The following is a 24,774-nucleotide window of genomic DNA, read 5'->3' as shown; positions in this document are numbered from 1 at the left end:
TTGATGCTGAGCGACTACCGCCTCGTCTACGTCGCCCCCCGGTCCGGGGTGGGCGGTGTGGGCGACTACGCCGACGACTTCGTCGACGCCGTGCGTCCTCACTTCCGGGATGTCGTGGAGCATCGCCACGACGGTCCAGGACACGACTCGGTACGCGATATCCTCCGTCACCGCAGGGCAATCGACGAACTCGTCGACGACCCGGAACGCACCATCGTGCACTGCGAACTGAGCGGGGGATCCGTGGTGCCCTTCTGGGCGACGTGGAAGCTCGACGGTGATCCGGTCGCGACGGCGACGGTGCACGATCCTCCCGGTTTGGTCTGGTGGCCTGCGCGCACCAAGTTCCTCGCCGGACAGAAGGTGCTCAACCACGGGTTGCACTACCCGCTGCGTGCGTTGTGGCGAAGGCTCGAGACAGCGGTGGCGGGCGAGCGCACGTTCTTCGCTCTCACCGCGGCAGGCGCGGACTCGCTGGCACGCGAATACCCCAGGGCCACCGCCGCAGCGAGCACGCTGTTCGTCCCCGAACGCGCCGACCTCACCCCCGCCGAGGAGCGCCCCCTCGCCGTGGGATTGTTCGGTCTCGTGTACCGCGGCAAGGGCTTCGATCAGATCCAACAGCTGCGCGATCGACTTCCTCGCGAGATCGCCATCCGCGTCGCCGGTCGCGGCACCGAGCAGCTTTCCCCGGTCGACGGTGTCGAGATCGTCGGCGAGGTGAACGGTCCCGACGAGGATGCCTTCTTCGCCTCCATCCGCGCGCTTGTGGTTCCGTACGGCCGACGGACCATCTACGGCGACGCCTTCCCCGCCTCGTCCGTCGTGACCAGGGCAATCGCCTACCAGACACCGATCGTGTGCATGAAGTACGGAGCACTGGCCGAATCCGACGGCGGCGCAGTGGTCGTCGACGGTGACATCACCGACGTCGCCGACGCCGCCGCGGGACTCGTCGCCGACGAGATCGCCCTCGCCGCACTGCGACGCGAAGTCGAGGCACTGCGCCGGGCCAACACACCGGAGTTCGTCGTCCAGGACTTCCTGGCGGAGTGGAACAAGGCCGTCGGCGCCGCCGCGACCAGGTCGGGTGCGCAGTGAACAGCAATCTGGTCAAAGCAGGCGTCGCGGCACTGTGGACGTACGGCGGGCGTGGGATCGGTCTGTTGTGGACGGTAGCGCTGATCGCCCAGCTCGGAATCGCGGACTACGGCCACTACGCAATGGCCTTCGCGCTCGCCGCGATCGTCGCCGCACCCCTCGATCACCCGTTCGGTGTCCGCTCCATCCGCGTAGCCGAGGACGACTATCTGGGTGAGCGCACCACTCGCTCCTTGATCGGCGTCGGACTCGTCGTTGTCGGTCTGTGCCTGATCGAGGTCGACTACATCGCCTGGTTCGCGCTCGTCGTCGCCGGCGGCGAGATGACGTTCAACGCGTACAAGAGCCGGGCGCTGCGGGACGGGCATCCGAACATCACCCAGCGGATGGACACCGCGCGTCAAGCTGCGAGTATTGCACTCGCGACCGCGTACCTGTTCCTCGTCGCCGAGCCGACCCTGTTCGTCGCCAGCCTGCTCTACGTCAGCCCGTACCTTCTCATCTCCGTTCTTGCACTCGCACAGTCCAGAACCTCTCGGCCACGAGTTCCCGGGTCGCGCCGTGAGATGTCGCTGCTGTTCTCGGAGAACCTGGCCAACGCCGTCTACATCCAAGGCGATGTCCTGCTGCTCGGGTACCTCACCGACAGCACCGTCGCCGGGTACTACTCGGTCGCGTCGGTGACGGCGTGGGCCGTGGCCTTCGTCGGCCAGTCGTTCGGCCACACCTTCCACGAAAGACTGCGTGAAGCAGGTGGACTCGTCTCCGCGGGACCGGCGCTGAAGCATACGGTCCTGCTTGCCTCCGCGGCCGGTTCCTTGCTCCTCGTCGCAGGTGTCGTGCTGTTCTTCACCCCCGCTCCGCCCGAAGTCGCCGGCGCCCTGGCCGTCATGAGCGTCTTCGTCGTCATGCGCGTCGTGAACTACGTGTTCACGACGGTGCTCTATCTGCAACACCGCGATCGGACCCGCGTCCTCGCCGCCGCCACGCTGGCACCGTTGAAGATGGTGCTGATCCTGTGCCTGTTCCCGCTCGGCGCCGTCGGCGCGGCGGTCGCGTCGGTGATCACCGACGCAGTGCTGCTTCTGTGGTTCACCCGAGCGCTCTACCGCGTACCCGTCGAAGAAGAGGTGCTGTCGTGAGACGAGCGACATTCCTGCTGTCCAAGGACCCTGTCACCGAACACGGTGGCGACATCGCGTTGTCGCGTTTGATGATGCAGCTCGCTCGTGAAGCGTTCGAGGTCAGGTCGCTGTGCCTGTCCCAGGAGTCCGAACCGTCGCCGGACCCCGACGTCACGCGGGTAGCCAAGCCGGCCGTCGATGCGCGACTTCTGCTGAAATCGCTGCGCCCCAATCGAAGTGTGGTGCACGGACGCTACGACGTCGACGCATTCGTCGACGCCATCGACGCGTCCGAGTCCGATGTCTATGTGGCAGAACACAGTTACATGGCCGAACCGTTCATTCGGTCGGCGAAGTTCGGATCGCCGTTCGTCATCAACACCGTCAACACCGAGTCGCAGGTGTGGAAGGTGACGCGCGGGCTCACCGGACGGATCGAAGCGCCACGCATCCTGCGCGACGAGATCAGGGTGGCCAGGAAAGCCGACGCCGTCGGCACCTACGACGCCGAGGAAGCCGAGATGTACCGCGCCAACGGAGTCGGTGACGCTCGCTGGATCGATCTGACCCTCGAGCCCGCACCGAGGCTCGATCTGAGCGACACCGCAAAGCGACTGGTGTTCATGGGAACCCGCGGCTGGCCGCCCAACCAGGAGGCCTTCAAGCTCGCCCTGCAGTACTGGCCGCAGATCTCCGACGGTATCGAGGGCGCCGAACTGTGCATCATCGGCGCCAAAGCCGACGGCGCCACCGACCCCGACTATCCCGACGGTGTCCGCGATCTGGGCTTCGTCGACGACCTCCAGGAATTTCTGGGCACCTGCCGCGCACTCATCGCGCCGGTCGCCACCGGCGGTGGCGTGCGCGTGAAAATCCTCGACGCCGCCAGCAAGGGACTGCCCGTCGTCGGAACATCGGCCGCCGTCGGATCTCTCGGCTCGATCTTCGAACTGCCCACGTTCGACGACCCGGAACAGTTCGTCGCAGAATGCAGGCGGTACCTGCTGGACCGCAACACGGCCGTCAAAGCCGGAGAGCGACTGTACGACCTCAACGCCGAACGGTGGGAACAACGCGCACCGCACACCTCGGTCGCATCACTGGTGGGCGCGTCCCTCCCCGGCACCTTAGGATCATCGTCATGACGCTCAGAACCCGCCTGATCACCGTCGCCGCCGCTGTGGCGCTCGCACTGGGCGTGACGGCACCGGCCGCGCAGGCCGCCCCGCCGTCGGGACTCGGTTTCTCCAGCGGTGCACCGTTCCTGCTCCTCGACGACGCGACTCTGAGCAACGAGCTCGTGGCCGGACGGGAAGTCGGGGCATCCTGGGTGCGCGTCGTGGTCAACTGGGCTCAGATCGAGACGGCGCCAGGCGTGTTCGACTGGGGCAACACCGATCGTGTCGTCGATGCCGCACGCGCGCAGGGTTACTCGGTGCTCGCGGTTCTGGCCGGAACTCCCGCATGGGCACAGGGACCCATTCCCAGCCTGCTTCCCGGAGCAGTTCCGGTCGACCCCAACACCTACGGCGCCTTCGCGGGCGCTGCGGCGGCGCATCTGGGCAACCGGGTCGACTCCTACGAGGTCTGGAACGAACCCAACATCCCGTCGTTCTTCGCACCCGTCGACGCGGCACGCTACGTCGGGCTGTTGCGTGCCGCCTACCCCGCCATTCACAACGCGGACCCCGGCGCGACGGTGCTGAGTGCGGGCCTCGCTACGACGATCGACACCGGTGCGTGGACCGTCGCGCCCGTGACGTTCCTGCAGCAGATGTACGCTGCCGGAGCCGGCGGGTTCATGGATGCCGTTGCGCTGCACCCCTACACGTTCCCCTTCACCGTGGAGAACGACCCCAACGGACAGTGGGCACAGGTCGATCAGGCGTACGGAACGATGGCAGCCAACGGTGACGGTGGCAAGAAGATCTGGATCACCGAATTGGGTGCCCCCACCGGCAACGGCCCGATGGCCGTCACCGAGGAAGCCCAAGCCGCGATCATCGGCAGCAGCCTGGCGCAGGCGTCACGGCTGCCCTACGTCGGACCGGTGTTCGTACATGCGTTGCGCGACGCCGGAGCCGACGCCTTCGACTCCGAGCAGAACTACGGACTGCTGCGAGCCGACTTCAGCCGGAAACCGTCGTTCGCCGTCGTGCAGGGGTCCTGACGACCGCGGTGTACACCCCGACCACCAACGCAGCGGCGACAGCCGTCCACCCCACCGTCGCGTTGTCCAGGTCGCCCGCCAGCCTGCCCTGCGCGATCCACATCAGGCCCCACACGATGCCGAGCGCCGGGGCAATCGCGCCCCGGGAGTAGGTCGCCAGCCCGACGCCCACCACGGCGGCAACGACGAGAACGACCACGGCCCACACCGTCGCCCAGCCCTCGATGCCGAGGTCGACGAGGAAAGCAGTCACATTCGCGATCGTCGCGACGCACACCCACCCGAGATACAAGCCCATCGTGCCGTCGGTGACGACTGCGTCGAGCCTGCTCTCCGGCCTGATCGCCTGCGTCGAGACGAACACACGAACGAGCACCACGAGCAGTAGCACGATGATCGGCACACTCAGCCACAGCTGATCGAGTTGGATCGACAGAATCCACACCGCGTTCAGGATCATCGACAGGGCGATCGGCCCGCGAAGGGTCTCCTGCCTCGGTCCCGCGAAGAATTGCCAGATCGCATACGCCACGAACCCCACATAAATGACCGACCAGATCGAAAACGCTGGTCCCGACGGCGCCACCAGCGTCGACGTCGCACTGAGCGCACCGCCCGCAGCCTCCGCGATGGGCGTGCCCACCCACGCCCCCGAACCGATGAACGAGCCCACCACGGCCACGATCGCACTGACGAGTATCCCGACTTTCATGGGCCGGAGAATGCCCCGTTCAGGACGTCGACAAACGGGTGGGTCGTGGTTCTCCCGACCCTCGAACGAGCAATCATCCGGAAATCTCGTTTCTCGCACGCCTCGTCATGGGCAGGAGCACCAGAATTCCCGCGGCGGCGAAGGCCAGCGTCAGGTAGTAGACGGAGTGCACCGAACCGGAGGCATCGATGATCACGCCACCCAGTGATGCGCCGAGAAAGATGCCGAAGCAGATGATCGATGTATGCACGGTGTTGACCACGAACGACACGCCGCCGACGCGCATCACCCGCACTGCGAAGGCAGGGTTGAGGCTCACCCCGGCGAGTCCCAGGGCGGCTACGCCGACCAACACCACGATCTTGTTGCTGTCCGCCAGCAGAAACAACAGTCCCGACGTGAAGATCACCACTGCGCCGACGATCGAGACGACCAGTGGGAAATTGTCGGACAACCGGCTCACCACGGTGATTCCGACGACGCAGGCGACACCGTACGCAGCGAGAATGACAGGCACCAAGCTCTGATCGAAGCCCGCACGGTCGGTCAGAATCGGTGAGAAGTAGCTGAAGATCGCGAACACCGCGCCGATGAGCAGCCCGCTGGTCGCGTAGGCCAGCCACAATCCCCCGTTCCTCAACTCGGACAACTGCGCCCGGATCTTCGGTGGCGCACCCGCATCCACGGTAGGCACGAACTTCACACTCGCAACGAGGGCAACGCCGGCGAGCACCGCCACGAAGGCGAACGCGAGCCGCCACCCGAAGGCGTTGCCGAGGAAACTCGCGAGAGGAAGACCGAACACGGTTCCGATCGTGTTGCCGCCCATGACGATGCCTATCGCACGGCCACGGATCTTCTCCGGAACGGACTGGGCGGCAATCGACAATGTGACGCCGTAGGCCGTACCCGCCGCCGCACCGGTGATGATTCGGCCGACGACGATGACGGCGTAATTCGGTGCTGCAGCTGCGATCAACTCGCCGACGATGAACGCGATCGAGATTGCGACGAGCGCCATCTTCGGTGGGATCCGAGCCAGCAGAATCGATGCGGGCGGCGCAACGATCACCATCGACAACGCGTAGATCGCAATGAGGTACCCGACGCTCGGGATGCTCGCCGGAAGGTCGCGAGCAAGATCGTTCATCAACCCGGACACCACGAATTCGCTCGTCGTGAACGCGAGAATGGTGAACGCCAGAACGTAGACCGGGAATGGGACACTGGTCACCTGACCGGATTCTTCGGCCTCGTCGATCGATTCGGCGTAGCTCACGTATGTCCCTTCGTTTCGCATGACGGACATCGGACTGGTCTGATTCTGTACCGATCAGTTCACAATTTGGCCGTTTGGCGACGCCGTGGACTGCAAGTCAGATTTCTACGGCGTCAATACCATCAGCGCGCCATCTGCAATAGCGCGCATGGACTTTCGACCCGATCCCACTCGGGCGGCAACACGAATTCCAACAACGGCCCCGTTGATCACCTCTGCCTGGGCGGCCGGGGCCATGGTACAGGCGATGTCGCCGACGGCCTGGCCGGCGCGAAGGTAGTCACTCATCACGGACAGGCGGCGACGCAAGTTGGTCGACATCTGCTGATGCGGCACTGCGAGTTCCGGATCGTCCGCAGCTTCCAACGCGGTGTTGACGGAGAAACAGCCAGAAGGACCACCGCGACGACGTCGGGCGATCTCGTCGTCGATCAGATCCTCGAACAAGATCGACACACGCTCGAGAACGGACAACGACTCTCGATGAAGAACGGCGTCCACGGACTCGTCCGCCTTGCTCAGATACGAGGCCATGCACTCCTCGTACAGACCGACCTTACTGGTGAAGGCGTGATACAAGCTGCTGCGGCCCAGGCCGGTTGCACGGCACAGCGTTTCCGTACTGGTGCCGTTGTACCCATGAGTCCAGAACTCACCCAGCGCAGCCTCGACGACTGCACCTCGGTCGAACTTGGCGTTCCTACCCACGACGGACACGCTAGCAATAGTGTATCGATCTGTCCATAGAAAGCGACTCCCCCTATGTGAGTGGAAATGTAGGGCCATCGGGTCGCTCCAGGGCCTACATTTCCACTCACGTGTCAGGCGAGCCGGACCGTCGCCGTAGCGCGGTGGCCGAAGATTCGCTTGCCCTCGAAGGTGGCGTTGAGTGCCACGACCGCGGTACGAGCCTCCGGGTCGAGGGACTTGATCTTTCCACCGAACTGAATCTCGGCGGCGCGGTGACTGTCCACGGGAATCGGCGCGGTGAAACGAACGGTGTAGTCCTTCACCGCACCCGGGTCACCGATCCACTCGGTGAGGTAGCCACCGCCGAGGCCCATGGTGAGCATGCCGTGGGCCAGCACGTTCTCGAGGTCGATGAGCTTGGCGAAACCCTCGCTCCAGTGAATCGGGTTGGCATCGCCCGCAACTCCGGCATAGTTGACCAGATCGCCCCGAGTGAGACGAAACGACTTTCCGGGCAACTCGTCTCCGACAGAGACGTCGTCGAACTTCACCGACGCCGACGACGGCACGTCGACGACGGTCAGCGGCGGGTGCTCCACCTGATCCTCGTCCTCGTCGTGATCAGCTGCACCCGCGCGCGCCGCGAGAGTCGTCGCGCCCTGCATGACGAGATTCTCCGCAGCCTCGACGATCCCCTTGTCCACGTCACCGTCGCGCCCGATGAGCAGCGTCGTGTACGTGGTCTGCACCAGCTCACCCCGCTGATTGGAGACGATGTTCTTGGTGACCATCATGTCCTTGCCCATTACCTCCTTGTAGGAGTCGAGCGAGACGTCGCAGTACAGGTGATCGCCGGCAACGATCGGCTGATGGAACTGGAGGACCTGATCGGTCTGAAGCATCTGACTCAAGTCGAACCCGACGGCGATCTTCTGCAGCAGACGCTTCTGGGCCAGCGTGCCGACCAGCGACATGAACGTCAACGGCGCGACGACACTCGAATAACCGAGAGCCTCGGCCGCGTCACCCTCCCAGTGGACCGGGTTGAAGTCCTGGACTGCACGTGAGTATTCGCGAACCTTCTCGCGTCCGACGTCGTAGTAGTCGGCAGTGCGGTAATGCCGCCCTACCATCGCTCGCACATGTTCGGCAGGGTCGAAGGTCTCGGCAGGGTCGAAGGTCTCGGCGACTGTCGCATTCTCACTCATTCGACGCAACATACCTGCAACCGCGCCGCCAGACCACGCGCGGCGCGCAGCTTGTGGCACGTCATAGGCCCATCGCACCTACCGCCGTTCACCACACGAACATCCTCACGCCGACCGATGCCTCGGCATCACCGGATACGCCGTGGAACCGAATGCCTCCTGTGCCGTGATGGTCGTGAACTCCTGTGCCGTGATGGTCGTGAACTCCTGTGCCGTGATGGTCGTGAACTCCTGTGCCCTGATGGTCGTGACCGCCGCCAGCGGACGCCTGGTGCGCTGCCGAACCTCGTCGGCAGCGAGAAGAGCGGCACCATGAGCGGTCAACGATTCCGGCGCCGACGGCACGAACACCGGTAGACGTAGATCCCGTCTGAAGACCCGACGGAGCAACGGTAGGTGCGCACACCCTCCGACCATGACGAGTGCGTTCACCGCCCGCGGGGACTCGACGATCACACTGGCGGTCCAGTCCTCGATGGAATACACGGCCCGCTCGACTATCTCGTCGAAAGAGCTGCGCCACAGCCGGATCGGGCCTGCGACGAACGGACCTGGCACCTCCGCCACGCGGAGGCTGGACAGCTGCTCACGCGCGTACGCAATGGCCACCATCAGACTGTCGATCCCGGAACTGGTGATCAGTTCGTCCGCACCGTACGTGGCGAGCAGGTAATCCCGCACGGCCTCGTCGCACACGGTTCCACCGAACGCACTGGTTCGCTCGGCGCAGTACACGCGGCCACTCGCCGGATCGACGACGGACACCGTCGTGCCGGATGCACCGACGTCGCACACCGCGACGGTGCGCAGCCCGTCCAGCTGACCGGAGCCGCGAAGATAGCGCAGCTGCGCGCCGAGTTCCGACACGATGTTGTACCTGTCCGACCGGTGCACCGAGTACGCGGAATTGCGGGTGCGCGACGCCGGGTCGTCCGGAACAGCGAGAACGGCGTCCTCGCGATCGACCTGCTGCACCGTCGCCATGGACTCGAGCAGCTCCAGCGCTGCGGCGACGTGGCCCTTCGCCTCGAACGACCGAACGACGTTGGCAGACCGCACCGAGTCGTCGGCCGAGTCCAGCGCCGTCGCGCGAGCCGTGGCAGAGCCCACCGACACTCCGAGCACCGTTCTCATGGTTCCCTCGACTTCTGCCCCGTCACGTCCGACTCCTGCACAGATGGTAGCCAGGAAATCCTTCGTTGGGTAGGCCCAGGGAGCCTTTTTCAATCTTTCAGTTTGTTTTCACTGTGATGTAGTGACCGCACACAGTGCCGCAGGGGCTCACGCGACCCGTCGACGCTGCGCCAGCAGATCGCCCCACTCCTGCGTGGCGGCACCGACAGGCGCTGCGTCCGTAGCTGTCTCACGCGCAGCCGCAACGAGCGAACGAGCGGATTGCAACAAGCTGACATCGAACGTGAAACTGTGCGTCACCAATTCTTCGAATGCCTGTTCCGGGGAATATCCCCGCAAGGCAATGAGAACTCCGACAGCCCAATCGATACTGGTCCGAGAATCGTCCATCGAGCCAACCTACAATCCGTGAGATGTGAATATGCGTCGGTAACAACAACTTCGAGAATGCGCCAGACAACGATGCACGAGTTACGGACAGCGCATACAACACACACGCGGCCGCGAGCCGGCTTGTAGCCGAAGCGAACGGCCGCTGGAAATCATGGACCGATGGTAGCCCGGAATTCCCGCCGACTGCCACCGATGTTCGATGACAATTCACTACTCCGCGGATAATTCACACGCGGTTCACACGACCGAATCGTCATGTACTCATGAGGCTTCGGGAGCAGTACCGAACGCAGGCATTCCGGATCTAGGGGACGTCGTTCTCCATGATCGGCGCGTCGGTAGTGCTGCTGATTGACGGCGAAGACGTGGTCTCAGTTGTAGTCGGCGTCGTAACGGGTGTCTCGGGGATTGTCGAGGTCGTCGTCACCCCACCGTTGCTCGGTTTGGTCGAACCCGGCCGCGTCGGGCCTGGTTCGGTCGGGACCGGACGGACCGGCGGTGCTGCTGCGCCCGGGTCGGCGGACTCGGGTTGCCCGGCTTCCGGCTGCGGCGCAGCTTCTCCGACGGGTGCGAGGGGCACGACGACGACAGCGCCGGGATCGACCGGAAGCGCGTCGGCGCCTGGCACGCCGTCGATCGGCGGCTCCGGAGCAGCGGTCGTCGACGCACCGACCGGGATGGATGCAGGGCGCGTCGGCGACGCATCCGAGGCCGGGACATCCGACGGATAGACCATCTCCGACGGGACCGAACCGCCGGCCTGCGACGGATCTGCCGTCATCGCCCATGCTGTGACGCCGCCCAGGGCGGCGAGAACGCAGGCGCCGACGGCGGCAATCGGCCAGACCCCGCGGTGCGGCTCTCGCGCTGAACTGGGTGCTGCGATTGCCGGCGCGAGCGAGCCCACGAGAAGGGCGGCAGCGATGTCCGGGGTGTAGGCGTCGGACAGGCGATCGTCGAAGATGTCGACGACGGGAGTCGGCTCGGATTCGGTGGCAGCCAGGGCGTCGGCGACGATTTCCCGTTGAAGAGCGTTCTCGCACACCACCGCTGCACCAGCGACGTTCAGGTCGTGTTGCATGGCCTGGACGCGCATGAAGCCGAGCGCGGTCGACACGGCTCCGCCTATTCCGCCGGGAGTTGCGGCGACGGTGACCGTGCGGGTCGCGACAGGGCCGAGCTCCGGGAGGGTGGTGTCCACCAGCGACGCCGTGACCTCGTACGTGCTGACGTGCACGCCAAGCGCGATGTGCATGCCGCTCGTACCCCCCGTGTAGTGCCGTGAACCGAGTACCCGACGCCAATCCGGGCGATCGGTTGGTTTGATCGGCAATCAGACTACCCGGGTACCGGACAATCGTCGCATTCAGATTCCGGACTCGGTTATCTCCGCTCGGGACGCGGCAGCGGCGGCGAGTTCCTGCGCGTACAGCAACCCGAACGTGAACCCGTTCTCTCCTGGCGTGACACCCGCTTTGCGGCCCAACTCGAGCAGGGTCGCCGCGGCCACGACGGCATCCTGGTGCTCTCCGAGGATCTCCTGGACGTTCTTGTACCGGGCGATCCTGGCTTTCGACTCCTTCTTCCCGACGATCGGCTCGACCAACTCTGCGGCGTAGCGTGCCCGTTTGCCTGCCTTCCGGGCTCGGTGCAGTGCCTCGTCGTCGCCGGCGACTGTCGCCGCAGCCACCCGCTTGGATGCTTTCTTGCCTGCCTTGCGTGCGAGAACGTCGAGATCGTCGTCGTCGAGCTTGTGCGCGCTTTTCGCCAGCGGTAAGCCGCGGGTCCACTGCGCTAGTTCGGTCAGCAGGGCGAGATACCGCTCGCCGTCCAGTTCGGCGGTCACCACGGCACGGAAACGAAGCTGCTCGGCGAGCAGATCGTTCTCGATTCGCGCGGCGACGGGACCGAGCACCAGGTGATCCGGTAGCTCGCCCAGGGATTCTGCAAAGCGAGCACGCTGCACCTGACGGTCGCGAACCTCACCGAGAAGTCCGGCATACCAGGATAATTCCGTTTCCAGGAACAGTGCCCTGTCGTCGTCGAACAGTTCGGCGAACACGCGAAGCGTGCTGCGGTAACGGCGAATCGCGACTCTTGTCGAATGAATCGGATCCATACCGCGACGCAGGTACACGTCGCCCGCGAAGATCGCCTGGGCCTGCTGATTCAGGTAGTCCGCGACGACGCCGACGGTTCCCGTGTGGACCGGCTCGGCCGACGAGCGAACCGCACGATGGAATTTCGACGGATGCGCGCCGACGCGTGCCCCTGCCGCCTTCAGCTTCTTGCCCACCTGCTTCAGATCCGACTCCGCCCCCTCGGGACCGAGCTCGACCTCCACCTCCCGCCAACCGTGCCCGTCGGCGCCGGACAGATCGACCGTGACGGTGTCGTCGGCGAGTTCGGCAACCACGCGACCTTTCCGATCGGACAGAACGTGAAGCCTGCGCAGCGACGTCAACGTAGCCACAGGGGACAACGGCTTGCCGAGCGTGGCACCGATCAGAAGCTCCGCGAGTTCACCCGGGACTGTCGCGTCCTCACCGCTACCGAGCGGCAACCTGATCTCGGTCCGCGCCTTGTCGGCCGGAACCTTTGCGTGCCATCCGGTGTCGGCGTCACCGCGTCGGCGACGCACCGTGATTCCGCGCTGCAGCAGGTCGAGATCCGCGGTGTCGAAGTACGTGCTGACGAGCGAGACCTCCGACTCCGTCGCGGAACCGCCCGCAGGAATCAGCTTGTCCGCATCGGGAAGGACGAAGTCCGGGTCGACGTCGAACTTGTCCTCACGTTCGGTGTGTATCGAAGCCATGGAACGAGTCTGCCGTACACAGGTGAACAAACGGAGGCAAACATCGCCGGGCAGGGTCTCTACCGGCGGAGTTCTACCGGCGCGATGACGTTCGTGGAGGAGCCGACGACCGCACGGGCGATTGGGGCGGTGGCCGCGTCGTCGCGGTCGGACGAGTGGTCTGCGGTGGGTCGTTCCGCGGTTGGTCGTCCCGCTGCCGAGTCGTCGCCGTGGGGGTCGGGGTGGGTGCGCTGCTAGTGGTGGTCTCCCGGCGTCGAGTCGTGGTGACCTTCTCGTCGTCGGTCGACTCCACTTCGTCGGTCGTGTCCGCGTCACCTGTAGACGCCTCCGGGGTGGTGGTCACGGCCGCGGAGGTCGTGTCCGGAACCACGGACGCATCCGGTGGGCCAGGCGGCAGGCTGGGAGCCACGGTGGTGGCGACGGAGGAAGAGGACGTGATCACCGGCGTGTAGTCCAGGGCCGGGGGCTCGACTCCGCGATCGCTCGACGCCGCCGCAATCGACACGACCACACCGCCTGCGATCAACGCAACGGCTCCGCCTCCCAGGTACCGCGAAGCGCGTAGGCGCGTCAGACGCCGCGACGACGTGTCGCTGTGACGGGGACGTGCCCTACTCCCGGTGACGACGGACGCGGGGCCGTCCCCTCCCGCGGTCCCCCCGGCGTCGTCGGTCGCATGCTGGGCGACGACGAGTCGCCGAGCCATCCCCATCGCACCTCGCGCAGCCAGAGCTTCCGGCTCGCGCGGGACGAAGACGGGCACCGACAAACCGTCGATCAAGCTCTGTCGCACTATTTGCATGTTCGCGCCTCCGCCGACCGCGAACAGGGCGTCGACATGGGGCGCATCGGTGATCATCGACGACGCCAGAGCGACCGCGTCGTACACGCTGTCCCGAACCAGATCCTCCATGACGGATCGATGAAGGGTGGCGACGCCGGCCGGGCTCACCACCTCCACGGCCGTGACGGACGACAGTCTCTCCTTGGCCTCGCACACGGTCTCGACGAACACGTCGCGAGATTCCGGGTCCAGGACCTGCGACCCGAGAAGATGCTGGGACAACCTGGCGTCGCACCCGTCTCCGGACAACACGGTGCTGCGCCGTGAACCGAGGACGCGGCCGGAGTCGCATTCCACGATCGACACGGTGACCCCTCCCGCACCGACGTCGAACAACGCGACAGTCTGATCTGCCGTGAGATCCCCGGACTCCTGCAGCGCGCCGATCTGCGCACCGATGTCCGGTACGAGCGCAAGGCCGTCGGCATGCTCCACCCCGTAGACCTCGCTGGGGTTCTTGTCACGAAGAGCCAGGACGGGGACCGTGCCCGTGGCGCCGTTCTCGCGCGCGAACTTGTGGACGGCCCAGGTCACCGAGCCCCACGGATCCTGCGAACCTTCGGGTACGGCAATGATGGTCTCGGTGCTGAGCTGGGGATCTGCGCGCACGTCGCTGCATGCTGCGCGTATTCCGCTCACACCGAGCGATGCGCCGAGTACGGCTGTCATCGAAAACCTCGCTCCGGTAAGCCCCAACCCACTTCGGCAAGGGTCGAGACTACCGGAAAAACCGTATAATCGTATTGAAAATACGCTGTAAACAGACCTGAAGTTCAGTCGACCGGCGATTGAACGAAGTTCAGGTACGCTTTCGACGGTGTCGGGCCCCGTTGACCCTGATACTTCGATCCGACCGCCGCGCTACCGTACGGATTCTCCGACGGGCTCGACAACCGGAACAGGCACAGTTGCCCGATCTTCATCCCCGGCCACAACGTGATCGGGAGATTCGCCACGTTGGACAGTTCCAACGTGATGTGCCCGCTGAACCCGGGATCGATGAACCCCGCGGTCGAATGCGTCAGCAAACCCAACCTGCCCAGCGAGCTCTTTCCCTCGAGCCGACCCGCCAGGTAATCCGGCAGCGTCGTCAGTTCGAGCGTCGACCCGAGGACGAACTCGCCTGGATGCAGTACGAACGGCTCGCCGTCCGCAGGCTCGACGAGCGTCGTCAACTCGTCCTGCTGCTTCGACGGATCGATGTGCGTGTAGCGAGTGTTGTTGAACACCCGAAACAGCTTGTCCAACCGAACGTCGACGCTCGACGGCTGCACCATCGCAGAATCGAAAGGCTCGATACCGAGGTTGCCGGTGGACACTTCAGCGCGGATGTCGCGATCGGAAAGCAGCACAGTGCAGGCTATCGCTCCGGCAGCACACCGTTCCCGCTGACCACCCACACGACACCCGACTGCTAGGGTTGCTCGGCGCGGACAGCCTCGACCGTCCGCCGCGCCGGTGTAGTTCATTGGTAGAACGCGACCTTCCCAAGGTTGAGAGGCGGGTTCGATTCCCGTCACCGGCTCTCTTTCTCCTTTCGTCGGTAACAAACCAAAACACGGTCCTCGAGTGTCGAATTCGAGAACTCGACCGTTAATTCGGCGGAATCGACCCTCGCATCGAGAACAAATATTCACATTTCGCTTTCCAGTGCAGTAAGCAGGCTGCATTGTGTTAGACATCCCTCGTGCTTTTGTTACCCCTCGACAATTGATACGAAGGACCCGAAATGAAGTGGTTCGCTCTCGTAATGGCCCCGATCCTGATTGCGGCGCCTTATACATATCCGTTTCCCACCTACCCGCGACCGACGGTGTTTCCCAAACCTCCGACCACCACGGCGCCACCGCCCACGACGACAGCCCCTCCTCCCGTCACCACGGCCACTCCACCGCCGAGCGGCGGGCAGACGACCGTGCTCTGGGAGGACCAGTTCAACGGGTCGGGCGCCGTCGATCCCGGAAAGTGGGGTTTCCAAACCGGCAGGTGGGGCGCAACTTCGGGGGAGCAGCAGTACTACACCAACTCGACCAACAACGCGTCGGTCGCGGGTGGCTCGCTGAACATCACGGCCAGGAGGGAAACGACTCCGGACCGCAAGCCCGCGCCGAACAACTTCACCAGCGCTCGTGTCGTGAGCTTCGGAAAACAATCCGTAACCCCGCCAGTGCGACTGGAAGCATCCATAAAGATGCCTCGTGCGGCCGGATTACTACCCGCTTTCTGGTTACTCGGCCTCGAACCGGGCAATGAATACAATTGGCCGCGTCAGGGTGAAATCGACGTCGTGGAAATTCCCGGCACAAATGGTCCCTCTTTCAATCTGCACGGTCCGGCGCGTAACAACTCCAGCACCGACGTCAAGACCGGCAGCGGAATGAGCCCGATTTCCGACGGCTTTCACACCTATCGGGTCGACTGGTTCCCTGACCGAATCACCTGGTTCGTGGACGGTGTCCAGAAGTTCACCGTGACGAAGAGCGACTACGAAGCCAAAGGGGGCAACTGGAAGCCGTTCTCCGGCGCATGGCCTCACTACGTCCTGTTCAACGTGGCAGTCGGCAACGACTGGGTCGGCAAAGCCCCTGCATCGACTCCGTTTCCGCAAACCATGAGCATCGACTGGGTCAAGGCAAGTCGTATCAATTGATTCGACTGTGATACGTCAGTAAAACAAACTCGTTTCGTTGGTACATCGCACAGCGCATCGGCATAGGGTCGAGAGGAACCCACAAATCGAGGTGCTGTGTGAGCTACCGATTCTCGACGACGTCGACCGCCACCGTTCTGCTCCTGTTCGCCGCGTTCGGCGGCATCGCTCATGCTGCGCCGCCGAACGCTCCGGACGTACCGGGGCCCGCCCAGAGCACTCATGCCGATGCGATCGCGTACGCGGCGAACCAACCCGATTCGGTGCCTCCCGGCATGAACCCGACGGACTGCGTCCCGTCGGCAGAGCATCCGAATCCGGTCATCCTGGTCCACGGCACCGACGCGTCGGTCTACGCGGACTGGGCCGCACTGTCGCCCGCGCTGGCATCGGCCGGCTACTGCGTCTACGGACTGAACTACGGCGCCTCGCCGGACGGAACCAGCTTCGGCTACACCGACATTCGCGGTAGTGCCGCGCAGCTGAAGGACTTCGCCGACGGTGTTCTGTCCGCAACCGGCGCCGAGCAGGTCGATCTGGTCGGATACTCGCAGGGCGCGGCCGTCACCCGATACTTCACCAACCGCCTCGGCGGAGCGGACGTCGTCGACAAGTGGATCGGCATCGCGTCCCCCGCCTACGGCGGAACCGCCTACGGAGTGTCACCGGCTATCCAGGCCGTGCCGAGCGCCACGCGACTGGTGTCCAGCGAGTTCGGCCCCGCCCTGGTCCAACTGATCGAGGGCTCGACATTCCTCCAGGACCTCAACGCAGGCGGTGACACCGTCCCCGGCGTCGAATACACCAGTATCGCCACCGACGTCGACGAGGTCATCCAGCCGTACACCAATGCGCTGCTTCGTGATCCGGACGCCCGCAACATCGTGGTGCAGGACGTGTGCCCTCAGAACAACGTCGCGCACTTCACGTTCACCTACGACCCGACGACCATCGCTCTCGTTCTCGGCGCCCTCGACCCCGGCGCTGGAATCGTCCCACCGTGCACACCGGTTCCGATCGGTGCCGGCGTTCTGGACGTGGTGATCGCCAGCAACGCGCCGCCGCCCGCCGGATGATCGGCGGCGACGCCGATCGCGCACTCACCGCGCCGCGTGACGTTCCAACCAGTCGATCCCGAACGCCGTGATGGGTCCGGCGTCGACGACCACGCTCTCCGCGAGCCCCACCAGCCCACGAGCTCCGGCTCCGGTCGCGAGAAACTCCCGGACCACCGTCGCGAAGTAGTCGTCGTCCAGGCCGGCCACCACGGGATCGGACGTGTCGAACTCCTCGGACCAACGCCAGACGGTCTCGCCGTCCGGACCTCGAAACGGGTACTCACGCCTGACCCGGCGCTTGGCCGGAACATCGGCCAACGCCTCCGCGTGATGCAGCACCGTCATCGTGTCCAGCGGCGCACCCACCATCAACACTCTGCCGCCGGCCCGGACCAGACGGGCGAACGGCGAATCCGGGCCGTAACCGTTGTCCAACGGGTGATCACGCGTGAACTCGTCGGCCCTCGCACCCAGCGCAGCGACCGAGGCGCCCGGGTTTGCGCTCCGGAGGACTCCCGGCCTGGTACCGATCGTCGACGCGAGTATCCCGTGGTCTCGCGCCGCCCGCGCGGTCGAAGGATCGAACGGCGGAACATGGGGCCGAATGTCGGCCGCAACGGTGCCGTCGGGACCCCAGATGTCGAGGCCCAACTCCCAGTCCTGATACGAGAGAACGGTTCCCGACGGTCCGACGACGTCCAGAATCGCATCGACCAGTGCGTCGGGGCCACCGAGGATCGTCCCGACGCTTCCGCACGCGGCATGCACCATCACGGCGTCGCCGCTTCGAATACCCAGAGCGCGGACGTCCGCGCCGAGGCTCGCTCGCGTAGCGATCATGGACGACGACCCTAGGGTGTGTCGACCTCACTGTCGAGCTTGAGCACACGCTGCCCGTCGGACTGTTCGATCAGGTAGGCGGGCGTCTTGTCGGTCCCGTTCCTGGTGATCTCGCTACCCGAGATCTTTCTGGTCACCTTGTCGGTGTGGACCTCGACGATCTTGCCCTCGGCAGTGCCCTGTCCCCAGTTCCACTGCACGGTCGTGCCTTTTCGGTGCGTCATGCCGCCGGACTACCCCATCCGGGGGAATTCGATGCATCACCCACCCGGCCGCCCTCTACCCGACCGAAAAACGGTCGCAGCGGGCGTCACGACTGCTACCTTTCCCTCGAGCGCTGCGAAGAGGGGAAACGAATGTCACTGGTTGCAGATTACGTCGTGGTCGGCGCAGGTTCCTCGGGCGCCGTGCTCGCGAACCGGCTCAGCGCAGACCCGCGGAACACTGTCGTCCTGCTCGAAGCAGGGCCGGAGGACAAGAACAAGTTCGCGCACATCCCCGCAGCCTTCTCCAAGCTGTTCCGCAGCGAGGTCGACTGGGACTACGACTCCGAGCCGCAACCGGAACTCAAGGGCCGCAGTATCTTCTGGCCACGAGGCAAGATGCTCGGTGGATCCTCGTCGATGAACGCCATGATGTGGGTTCGCGGTTTCGCGGCCGACTACGACGAGTGGGCATCGCTGTCGGACTCGTCGTGGTCCTTCGAGAAAATCGTCCCGTACTTCCGCAAGATCGAGTCCATCGAAGGAACGACGGCACTCGACGCCGGCACGACCGGGCCGTTGATCGTCTCGCACCAGCGAAGCCCGCGCGCACTCACCGCCAAGTTCCTCGAGGCCGTCGAACAGGCAGGTTATCCGGTGGAACCGCCGAACCTGCCCGAGCCCAAGGGTTTCTCGCAGACCATGGTCAACCAGAAGCGCGGAGCCCGCTGGAGCACAGCGGACGCCTACCTGGCGCCGATTCGCACACGGAAGAATCTGACCGTCCTGACCGAGGCGCAGGCCACCAGGATCGTGTTCGACGGTTCGGCCGCGGTCGGCGTCGAGTACGTGTCCGGTGGCCACACCCAGACGGTGCGAGCGGCCCGCGAGGTGGTGCTCGCCGGTGGCGCGATCAACAGCCCGCACCTGCTGATGCTCTCTGGAATCGGCGACCGTACGGTTCTGCAGAACCTCGGCATCACCGTCCAGCATCACGCGCCCGAGGTGGGCCGTAACCTCACCGACCACCTCGCAGCGCTCATCGGCTGGAGCGTCGACAGCGATTCCTTGTTCTTCGCCGAGAAGATCCCCGAACTTCTGAACTACCTGATTCGCAGGCGCGGAATGCTGACGTCGAACGTCGCCGAGGCCTACGGTTTCATCAAGAGCAGAGACGACCTCGCTCTGCCCGACGTCGAACTGATCTATGCCCCCGCCCCGTTCTTCGACGAGGGGCTGATCGCACCCGACGCCCACGCCGCCGTCATCGGCTCCGTCCTGCTCCGTCCGCGCAGCCGTGGGGAGATCACGCTGCGCACTGCCGATCCGTTCGCGAAGCCGATCATCGATCCGCGGTACCTCAGCGACGGTGACGGCGCCGACCGCGCAGCCATGCTGGAGGGACTGCGCGTGTGCACCGAGATCGCGTCCCAACCGGCCCTGAAAGGTCAGCTCGGTGACGTGGTACGACCACGCAACGCAGGCGACCTCCTGTCCGAGGCGCTCGAGCAGAATGCGCACACGCTCTACCACCCCACCAGCACCTGCCGGATGGGTAACGATGCCTCCAGCGTCGTCGCGCCCGACCTCCGAGTGCGCGGCGTGGACAACCTCCGCGTGGCAGACGCGTCGATCATGCCCACCATCATCCGCGGCCACACGCACGCACCCAGCGTCGTGATCGGCGAAAAAGCGTCGGACATGATTCTGCGCGGCTGAACACCCCTGATCGTGTAGGTCGGAAAAAACCGGACCGTCGGATAACCTCCTGTTTCGGGCCTTTCGATAACAGATCGATAACAGAGGGGTGTCGAACAGGACACGGCCTTACTACGAGTGATCGATTCGGACATTCTGGTCACACAAGACGTCTTGGACGTGAGAGCCTTTGTGTACCAAAGCCATAGGAACGGTTCGGCAGCGGCGAACAGAGTCGTGACGCACAGGATTCGCAGATCTCCCGTGCCCAAATCGCCTCTGTTTCACAAATGGTCGAAGACCTCACCCATCCGGTACCGACCCGGTGGCGAATTACAGACAACGCTCAAGACATGAGCACGAAAGGTAGACACACAATGACCTCCATCCGTAAAGTCATGGCCGCCACTGCAATTGGCGCACTCACTCTCGTACCTCTCGCCGCATGCTCGTCCGACGATTCCTCGTCCACCGCGGAAACCACGTCGTCGGCCGCCGCCGAGACCACCGAGTCGACACCAGAGCCTGTGGCAGAGGTCGACGACCTCTCGAACGGCGTCAGCACCGCAGTCCTCCTGGACCCAGGCTTCACCGGCGCCCTCACCACCCTCGGCCTCACCCCCGGTGTCATCGGAACCGCTACTCTCGCAGACGGTTCCATCAGCTTCCCGATCACCGGCGGAGACGTGAAGTACTGGGAGCCCGGCACGGTCGACCCCTACGTTCAGGGTGAAATCATGCACGACGGAAGCGGCCTGTCGCTCACCGCAGGCGACACCGTCGTCGAACTGACCGACTTCGACATCGACCCAGGCACCTCGCTGCTCACCGGCAACGTGTCCGTCAATGGTGAGGTCGCTGCAGAAGATGCAGTCATCTTCGACCTCGACGGCCGCACGCTGAACCCGTTGGCAACCGGTCCCGACAACACCGCGATCCTGCAGGGCACGCAGGTCAAGATCTCGGAGACGGCTGCCGGCCTGCTCAACGACACCTTCCAGACCGATGCTGTCACCCCCGGCCTGCTCGTGGGCGTTGCCACCATCACCATCGCCACTGCGTAATGACCGAACCCGAACGCGCGAGATCACCGCTCCAGGTGGCCTCGCGCGTTCGGCGTCGTCGCCCCACCCCTCCGACGTTCCGTAGCCCACTGCGGGGGCCGTGGCTGACGTCCGTCTTCGGCGCAGTACTGCTGCTCGGCCTGCCCATCGTCATCGTCACAGGACTGCTGTCCTACATGGCCTACGGCCCGCAGTTCGGTCAGGCGATCCCCGCCGACGTCGGCTTTCTTCGTCTCCCCCAGTTCGACTGGCCTACCGACCCGTCCTGGCTCTACCGACTCACGCAGGGGCTGCACGTCGGCCTCGGGTTGGTGCTCGTACCCGTCGTCCTCGCCAAACTGTGGTCCGTCATACCGAAATTGTTCACGGTCCCTCCGGTTCGCTCGATCGCCTCTGCGCTGGAGCGCCTTTCGCTGATCGCTCTCGTCGGCGGCATCATCTTCGAAACCGTCACGGGCGTCCTCAACATCCAGTACGACTACATCTTCGGCTTCAGCTTCTACACTGCGCATTACTGGGGCGCATGGGTGTTCATCGCCGGATTCGTCAGCCACGCCATCATCAAGATCCCGACGATGGTGACGGCGCTGCGCTCCCGATCCCTGATGCAGGTGCTCCAAGACAAACAGACACAACAAGAGACCGGCGAGTCCGAACTGATCGCCGAGGACCCCCACGAACCGACGATCAGCCGCCGCGGGGCACTTGCACTCGTCGGAGGAGGCGCAGTGTTCGTCGCCGCGCTCACCGTAGGTCAGACGACCGGCGGATTTCTCCGGAACGCAGCAATTCTCCTGCCTCGCGGCCGATCCTACGGAGACGGACCCAATGACTTCCAGATCAACCGCACAGCCGTCGCCGCGGGAATCGGCACCGACAACACCGGCTCCGACTGGCGCCTCGCCATCTCCGGCGGCAGCACGCCGCTGACGTTGAGCCGAGAGCAACTCCTGAACATGGAGCAACACACCGCCGAACTACCGATCGCCTGCGTGGAAGGGTGGTCGACAGTGCAGACCTGGTCCGGGGTCCGCCTCCGCGACCTCGCCGCCGCTGCGGGCGCGGAGAACATCGCCTCGACTCTGGTCACCTCGGTCGAGACCAACGGGCCGTTCCGTCAGGCCACCTTGCAATCCAACCAGTCGCTTCACCCCGACTCGCTCCTGGCGCTGAAGGTGAACGGTGCCGACCTCTCCCTGGATCACGGTTATCCGGCACGCATCATCGTCCCCGCCATGCCGGGCGTGCACAACACCAAATGGGTGGCGAGCATCGAATTCAGGTCCGCATCATGAGACGTCTCTACGGCGCGGGTCCGCTGCACCTGCTGCTCATGGGTTTCGTGTTCGCCCTCATCGGTTATGTGGTCCACGTGGCCGGCATCGCAACCTTCTGGAACCGCGATGTGTGGTGGCAATCCATCGCGGTGTGGTTCGCGGGCGCCGTCGTGCTCCACGACCTCGTGCTGGTGCCCCTGTACTCGATCGTCGACCGGGCACTGCGCGCTTTGTCGCGTCTACTACGCCCGAGTGTCCCTGTGCTGAACCACATCCGGATACCCGCGCTCGGCGCGGCCCTCACCTTCGCGCTGTTCTTCCCCGGAATCATCGAGCAAGGCTCCGACACCTACCGAACCGCGACGGGCCTCACCCAGGAGCCGTACCTCGTCCGTTGGTTGTTGCTGACCGCCGCCCTGTTCGGCGCCAGCGCGGTCCTCTACACCGTTCGAATCGCAACATCGCATCGTGCACGAAACAGGAGAGAATCATGACACTCACCGCGGACGAGATGTTCGGCCGCGCCGCATCGGGTCTCCCCTGTTGGATGGGGTACTCCGACGGTTCACGTGCGGCGCTGCCGACCGCACGATGGATGGGCGGCGCCGCGGCGAGCCAGGAAGACCTCGCCGCCGATCACGAGATGCTGCGGCACTGCGTCGGACCGACGCTCGATCTCGGGTGCGGCCCAGGCCGCCTCACCGAAAGCCTCGTACGTCGCGGCGTCTCGTCCCTCGGGGTCGACACGTCACGGAAAGCCGTCGACCTCACCGTGGGACGTGGTGGGCGCGCCGTTCTACGTGACCTGTTCGATGCACTCCCCGACGCGGGCCGATGGGCGTCCGTACTCCTCGCCGACGGAAACATCGGCATCGGCGGAGACCCGGTGCGCCTGCTGCGCCGCGCCGCCGAACTGATCCGACCCGACGGCACGGTCATCGCCGAGGTCGACGCGCCCGGATCGAATCACGTGATCGAGCAATCCGTTCGATGGGAAACCGACACGACATTCGGCGAGTGGTTCGCATGGGCCCGGGTCAGCGTCGACGCGACGGCCGACCTCGCACATGCCGCGGGCCTCACCGTCGTCGACGTCGCACCCGTTCACGGCCGGTACTTCGCGCGCATGAGCCTGGCGGATCACCAATTCGTGAACAGCAGATGATTGATCGCGAGTGCGGCGACCACCTGCAGTGCCAACCAGAACTTGTGCGAACGCTGCGGCAGAACAGCAGGAGCAAGCAACATCCACATCGCGAACGGAAGCCAGATACGTTCGGTCTCGGCCTTGCTCAGCTGACTCAGGTCAGCCATCACCACCGCCGCGAGGCCGGCGAGGACCAGCAGATTGATCGGCTGCAGCCGCGTGAAGATCCTGGGCAGCGCAGCCGGAACAGCCAGGCCCAGTGCACAGAACAACGCAGCGAAGTTCGCCCAACCCCAGTACGCGAACGGACGATCCGTCGCGATGCCCTGGTAGTAACGCTCCTGGACCAACTCGTAACCGTCGAACCACCAGAATCCGTAGGCCGTGAACACCGCCGTGACGACGAGCGCACCCGCCACAGCTCCGACGAGCGGCCACGCCGTGCGCGCCGCGATCAGAACAGCCACCGCGGGCAAGCCCATCAAGACCAAACCGTAATTGAGGTAGATCCCGAAGCCGAGCAGCACACCAGCAGCCACGGACGCGGGCCAGAGAAGTCTCGAGTTCTTCCGTGTCGATACGGCCAGCAACGCGATACCCCAGGCAACGACGCCCATGTAGAAGGCGTCCGCGGACACCGCGACCCAGATCGCAGCGGGCGCGAGCACCACGAAGGGCGCTGCCCGACGGGCCATGTTCTCGTCGCCCAGGGCACGGACGGTCACCAGAACCGCTGCGGCAGCGCTGGTTCCGACGAGGACACACAGCGACGCCGCCCACGCTCCACCGCTCAGCCCGAGCCGGTCGAGCCACACGAACGTCAGCAGAGCGCCCGGTGGGTGACCGGACACGTGGGTGGTCCAGGAATCGACCTGGTAGTCCAGAATGCGATCGGAGAAGCCTATCAGCGTCTCCGGGATGTCGGTGATGCCGGGTACCTCGTGCAGATACTCGTCGGTGGACGCGAGCCGATCGACGAATCCTCTACGCCATCCGTCGATCATCGCCAGCGACATCGTCCACGCCGCCGACGATCCCCACACCACGAACAGCAGCCGACGCCACGGCAGACGTCGCGCCAACTCCGGTCCCCACAGAACACCGGCGATCGCAACGACAATCGCGAACGGGGTGCCCCACCCGTAATGAGGCTCGCGGAAGCCGAAAAGCGGTGCAGCGTCCGCAAAATCACGAACCTGCTGCGGTGTCCGGTTGATGATCGGGGTGATCAGTTCGTTTCCCAGGTACGGTACGACGAATGCCACCGCGACCAGCACGGCGGCGAGTCCGCCTGCCAGAGCTTCTCTCCAGTATCGGATAACGTCCACCCATTTCTCGTGCGATACAGCGTCGCCCTGAAGCATAGA

The 24,774-nt window shown here is 64.8% G+C and carries 24 protein-coding genes and 1 tRNA gene; 12 read left to right on the top strand and 13 right to left on the bottom strand.

Going from position 1 to position 24,774, the window contains the following annotated elements; genetic code table 11:
- Positions 1 to 3: 3 nt before the first annotated feature.
- From BH95_RS22610 to BH95_RS22595, 4 genes are read left to right on the top strand one after another with little or no spacing between them, the layout of a single operon-like run.
- Entirely contained in the window at positions 4 to 1,101 is a 1,098-nt protein-coding gene (locus tag BH95_RS22610) for a glycosyltransferase (protein WP_037184206.1), read from the top strand.
- Positions 1,098 to 2,243, top strand: coding sequence for a hypothetical protein (locus BH95_RS22605; protein WP_037185426.1), 1,146 nt, complete (start codon positions 1,098 to 1,100; stop codon positions 2,241 to 2,243). Before BH95_RS22610 ends, BH95_RS22605 begins: the two co-directional genes overlap by 4 nt.
- Positions 2,240 to 3,370, top strand: a complete 1,131-nt coding sequence (locus BH95_RS22600; RefSeq protein ID WP_020110521.1) for a glycosyltransferase — start codon at positions 2,240 to 2,242, stop codon at positions 3,368 to 3,370. The genes BH95_RS22605 and BH95_RS22600 overlap by 4 nt, the downstream gene beginning before the upstream one ends.
- On the top strand, positions 3,367 to 4,395 hold the full coding sequence (locus BH95_RS22595) for a beta-galactosidase (RefSeq protein ID WP_033188899.1): 1,029 nt from the start codon (positions 3,367 to 3,369) through the stop codon (positions 4,393 to 4,395). Before BH95_RS22600 ends, BH95_RS22595 begins: the two co-directional genes overlap by 4 nt.
- Here BH95_RS22595 and BH95_RS22590 read toward each other — a convergent pair.
- The 10 genes from BH95_RS22590 to dcd form a co-directional block, all read right to left on the bottom strand.
- Complete coding sequence (locus BH95_RS22590; RefSeq protein ID WP_037184203.1) at positions 4,355 to 5,107, bottom strand: tryptophan-rich sensory protein; 753 nt, start codon at positions 5,105 to 5,107, stop codon at positions 4,355 to 4,357. The genes BH95_RS22595 and BH95_RS22590 overlap by 41 nt on opposite strands.
- Positions 5,108 to 5,180: 73 nt before the next feature.
- Positions 5,181 to 6,386, bottom strand: coding sequence for an MFS transporter (locus BH95_RS22585; RefSeq protein ID WP_037185423.1), 1,206 nt, complete (start codon positions 6,384 to 6,386; stop codon positions 5,181 to 5,183).
- Between the two features lie 105 nt (positions 6,387 to 6,491).
- Positions 6,492 to 7,094 (bottom strand): TetR/AcrR family transcriptional regulator, encoded by a 603-nt coding sequence (locus BH95_RS22580; protein WP_230594008.1) that lies wholly within the window; start codon positions 7,092 to 7,094, stop codon positions 6,492 to 6,494.
- A 113-nt stretch (positions 7,095 to 7,207) separates the two neighbouring features.
- Positions 7,208 to 8,284 (bottom strand): fused (3R)-hydroxyacyl-ACP dehydratase subunits HadA/HadB, encoded by a 1,077-nt coding sequence (locus tag BH95_RS22575; protein WP_020110516.1) that lies wholly within the window; start codon positions 8,282 to 8,284, stop codon positions 7,208 to 7,210.
- 105 nt (positions 8,285 to 8,389) lie between these two features.
- Positions 8,390 to 9,418: an Hsp70 family protein gene (locus tag BH95_RS22570; protein ID WP_037184200.1), complete on the bottom strand. Its 1,029-nt coding sequence runs from the start codon at positions 9,416 to 9,418 to the stop codon at positions 8,390 to 8,392.
- A 147-nt stretch (positions 9,419 to 9,565) separates the two neighbouring features.
- Complete coding sequence (locus BH95_RS22565; RefSeq protein ID WP_020110514.1) at positions 9,566 to 9,808, bottom strand: ANTAR domain-containing protein; 243 nt, start codon at positions 9,806 to 9,808, stop codon at positions 9,566 to 9,568.
- A gap of 307 nt (positions 9,809 to 10,115) precedes the next feature.
- Positions 10,116 to 11,066, bottom strand: coding sequence for a hypothetical protein (locus tag BH95_RS22560; RefSeq protein WP_020110513.1), 951 nt, complete (start codon positions 11,064 to 11,066; stop codon positions 10,116 to 10,118).
- Between the two features lie 111 nt (positions 11,067 to 11,177).
- Entirely contained in the window at positions 11,178 to 12,626 is a 1,449-nt protein-coding gene (locus BH95_RS22555) for a CYTH and CHAD domain-containing protein (RefSeq protein WP_020110512.1), read from the bottom strand.
- 73 nt (positions 12,627 to 12,699) lie between these two features.
- Entirely contained in the window at positions 12,700 to 14,139 is a 1,440-nt protein-coding gene (locus BH95_RS22550; RefSeq protein WP_037184197.1) for an Hsp70 family protein, read from the bottom strand.
- A gap of 104 nt (positions 14,140 to 14,243) precedes the next feature.
- Positions 14,244 to 14,822 carry a dCTP deaminase gene (gene dcd, locus BH95_RS22545; RefSeq protein WP_019665613.1) on the bottom strand — a complete coding sequence of 193 codons (579 nt, stop codon included), beginning with the start codon at positions 14,820 to 14,822 and terminating at the stop codon, positions 14,244 to 14,246.
- A gap of 102 nt (positions 14,823 to 14,924) precedes the next feature.
- On the opposite strand from dcd, the gene BH95_RS22540 reads away from it, so the two are divergent.
- The 3 genes from BH95_RS22540 to BH95_RS22530 all read left to right on the top strand — a co-directional run bounded on the left by BH95_RS22540 (position 14,925) and on the right by BH95_RS22530 (position 17,196).
- Positions 14,925 to 14,995, top strand: a tRNA-Gly gene (locus tag BH95_RS22540).
- Between the two features lie 390 nt (positions 14,996 to 15,385).
- The gene (locus BH95_RS22535) at positions 15,386 to 16,120 is read left to right on the top strand and encodes a glycoside hydrolase family 16 protein (protein ID WP_020110510.1); all 735 of its coding nucleotides are present in this window, start codon (positions 15,386 to 15,388) and stop codon (positions 16,118 to 16,120) included.
- Between the two features lie 98 nt (positions 16,121 to 16,218).
- The gene (locus BH95_RS22530) at positions 16,219 to 17,196 is read left to right on the top strand and encodes an esterase/lipase family protein (protein ID WP_037184194.1); all 978 of its coding nucleotides are present in this window, start codon (positions 16,219 to 16,221) and stop codon (positions 17,194 to 17,196) included.
- A gap of 24 nt (positions 17,197 to 17,220) precedes the next feature.
- Here BH95_RS22530 and aac(3) read toward each other — a convergent pair whose 3' ends face one another.
- Positions 17,221 to 18,018 (bottom strand): aminoglycoside 3-N-acetyltransferase, encoded by a 798-nt coding sequence (gene aac(3), locus BH95_RS22525; protein ID WP_037184191.1) that lies wholly within the window; start codon positions 18,016 to 18,018, stop codon positions 17,221 to 17,223.
- 11 nt (positions 18,019 to 18,029) lie between these two features.
- On the bottom strand, positions 18,030 to 18,242 hold the full coding sequence (locus tag BH95_RS22520; protein WP_037184188.1) for a DUF2945 domain-containing protein: 213 nt from the start codon (positions 18,240 to 18,242) through the stop codon (positions 18,030 to 18,032).
- Positions 18,243 to 18,374: 132 nt separating this feature from the next.
- Here BH95_RS22520 and BH95_RS22515 point away from each other — a divergent pair, with 132 nt between their 5' ends.
- From BH95_RS22515 to BH95_RS22495, 5 genes are all read left to right on the top strand, one after another.
- On the top strand, positions 18,375 to 19,940 hold the full coding sequence (locus tag BH95_RS22515; protein ID WP_037184185.1) for a GMC family oxidoreductase: 1,566 nt from the start codon (positions 18,375 to 18,377) through the stop codon (positions 19,938 to 19,940).
- A 356-nt stretch (positions 19,941 to 20,296) separates the two neighbouring features.
- On the top strand, positions 20,297 to 20,983 hold the full coding sequence (locus BH95_RS22510) for a hypothetical protein (RefSeq protein WP_020110506.1): 687 nt from the start codon (positions 20,297 to 20,299) through the stop codon (positions 20,981 to 20,983).
- Positions 20,983 to 22,278, top strand: a complete 1,296-nt coding sequence (locus tag BH95_RS22505; RefSeq protein ID WP_099052212.1) for a molybdopterin-dependent oxidoreductase — start codon at positions 20,983 to 20,985, stop codon at positions 22,276 to 22,278. The genes BH95_RS22510 and BH95_RS22505 overlap by 1 nt, the downstream gene beginning before the upstream one ends.
- Positions 22,275 to 22,754, top strand: a complete 480-nt coding sequence (locus tag BH95_RS22500; protein WP_037184183.1) for a hypothetical protein — start codon at positions 22,275 to 22,277, stop codon at positions 22,752 to 22,754. The genes BH95_RS22505 and BH95_RS22500 overlap by 4 nt, the downstream gene beginning before the upstream one ends.
- Positions 22,751 to 23,425 carry a methyltransferase domain-containing protein gene (locus BH95_RS22495; protein WP_019665604.1) on the top strand — a complete coding sequence of 225 codons (675 nt, stop codon included), beginning with the start codon at positions 22,751 to 22,753 and terminating at the stop codon, positions 23,423 to 23,425. The genes BH95_RS22500 and BH95_RS22495 overlap by 4 nt, the downstream gene beginning before the upstream one ends.
- Here the strand turns inward: BH95_RS22495 and BH95_RS22490 are convergent.
- Positions 23,401 to 24,771 (bottom strand): hypothetical protein, encoded by a 1,371-nt coding sequence (locus BH95_RS22490; RefSeq protein WP_037184180.1) that lies wholly within the window; start codon positions 24,769 to 24,771, stop codon positions 23,401 to 23,403. The genes BH95_RS22495 and BH95_RS22490 overlap by 25 nt on opposite strands.
- Positions 24,772 to 24,774 lie beyond the last annotated feature (3 nt).

Source organism: Rhodococcoides fascians A44A, from assembly GCF_000760735.1.
Taxonomy (GTDB): domain Bacteria; phylum Actinomycetota; class Actinomycetes; order Mycobacteriales; family Mycobacteriaceae; genus Rhodococcoides; species Rhodococcoides fascians_E.
The sequence above is the reverse complement of the archived record's forward strand: the minus strand, read 5'-3'. Positions and strand labels throughout refer to the sequence as shown.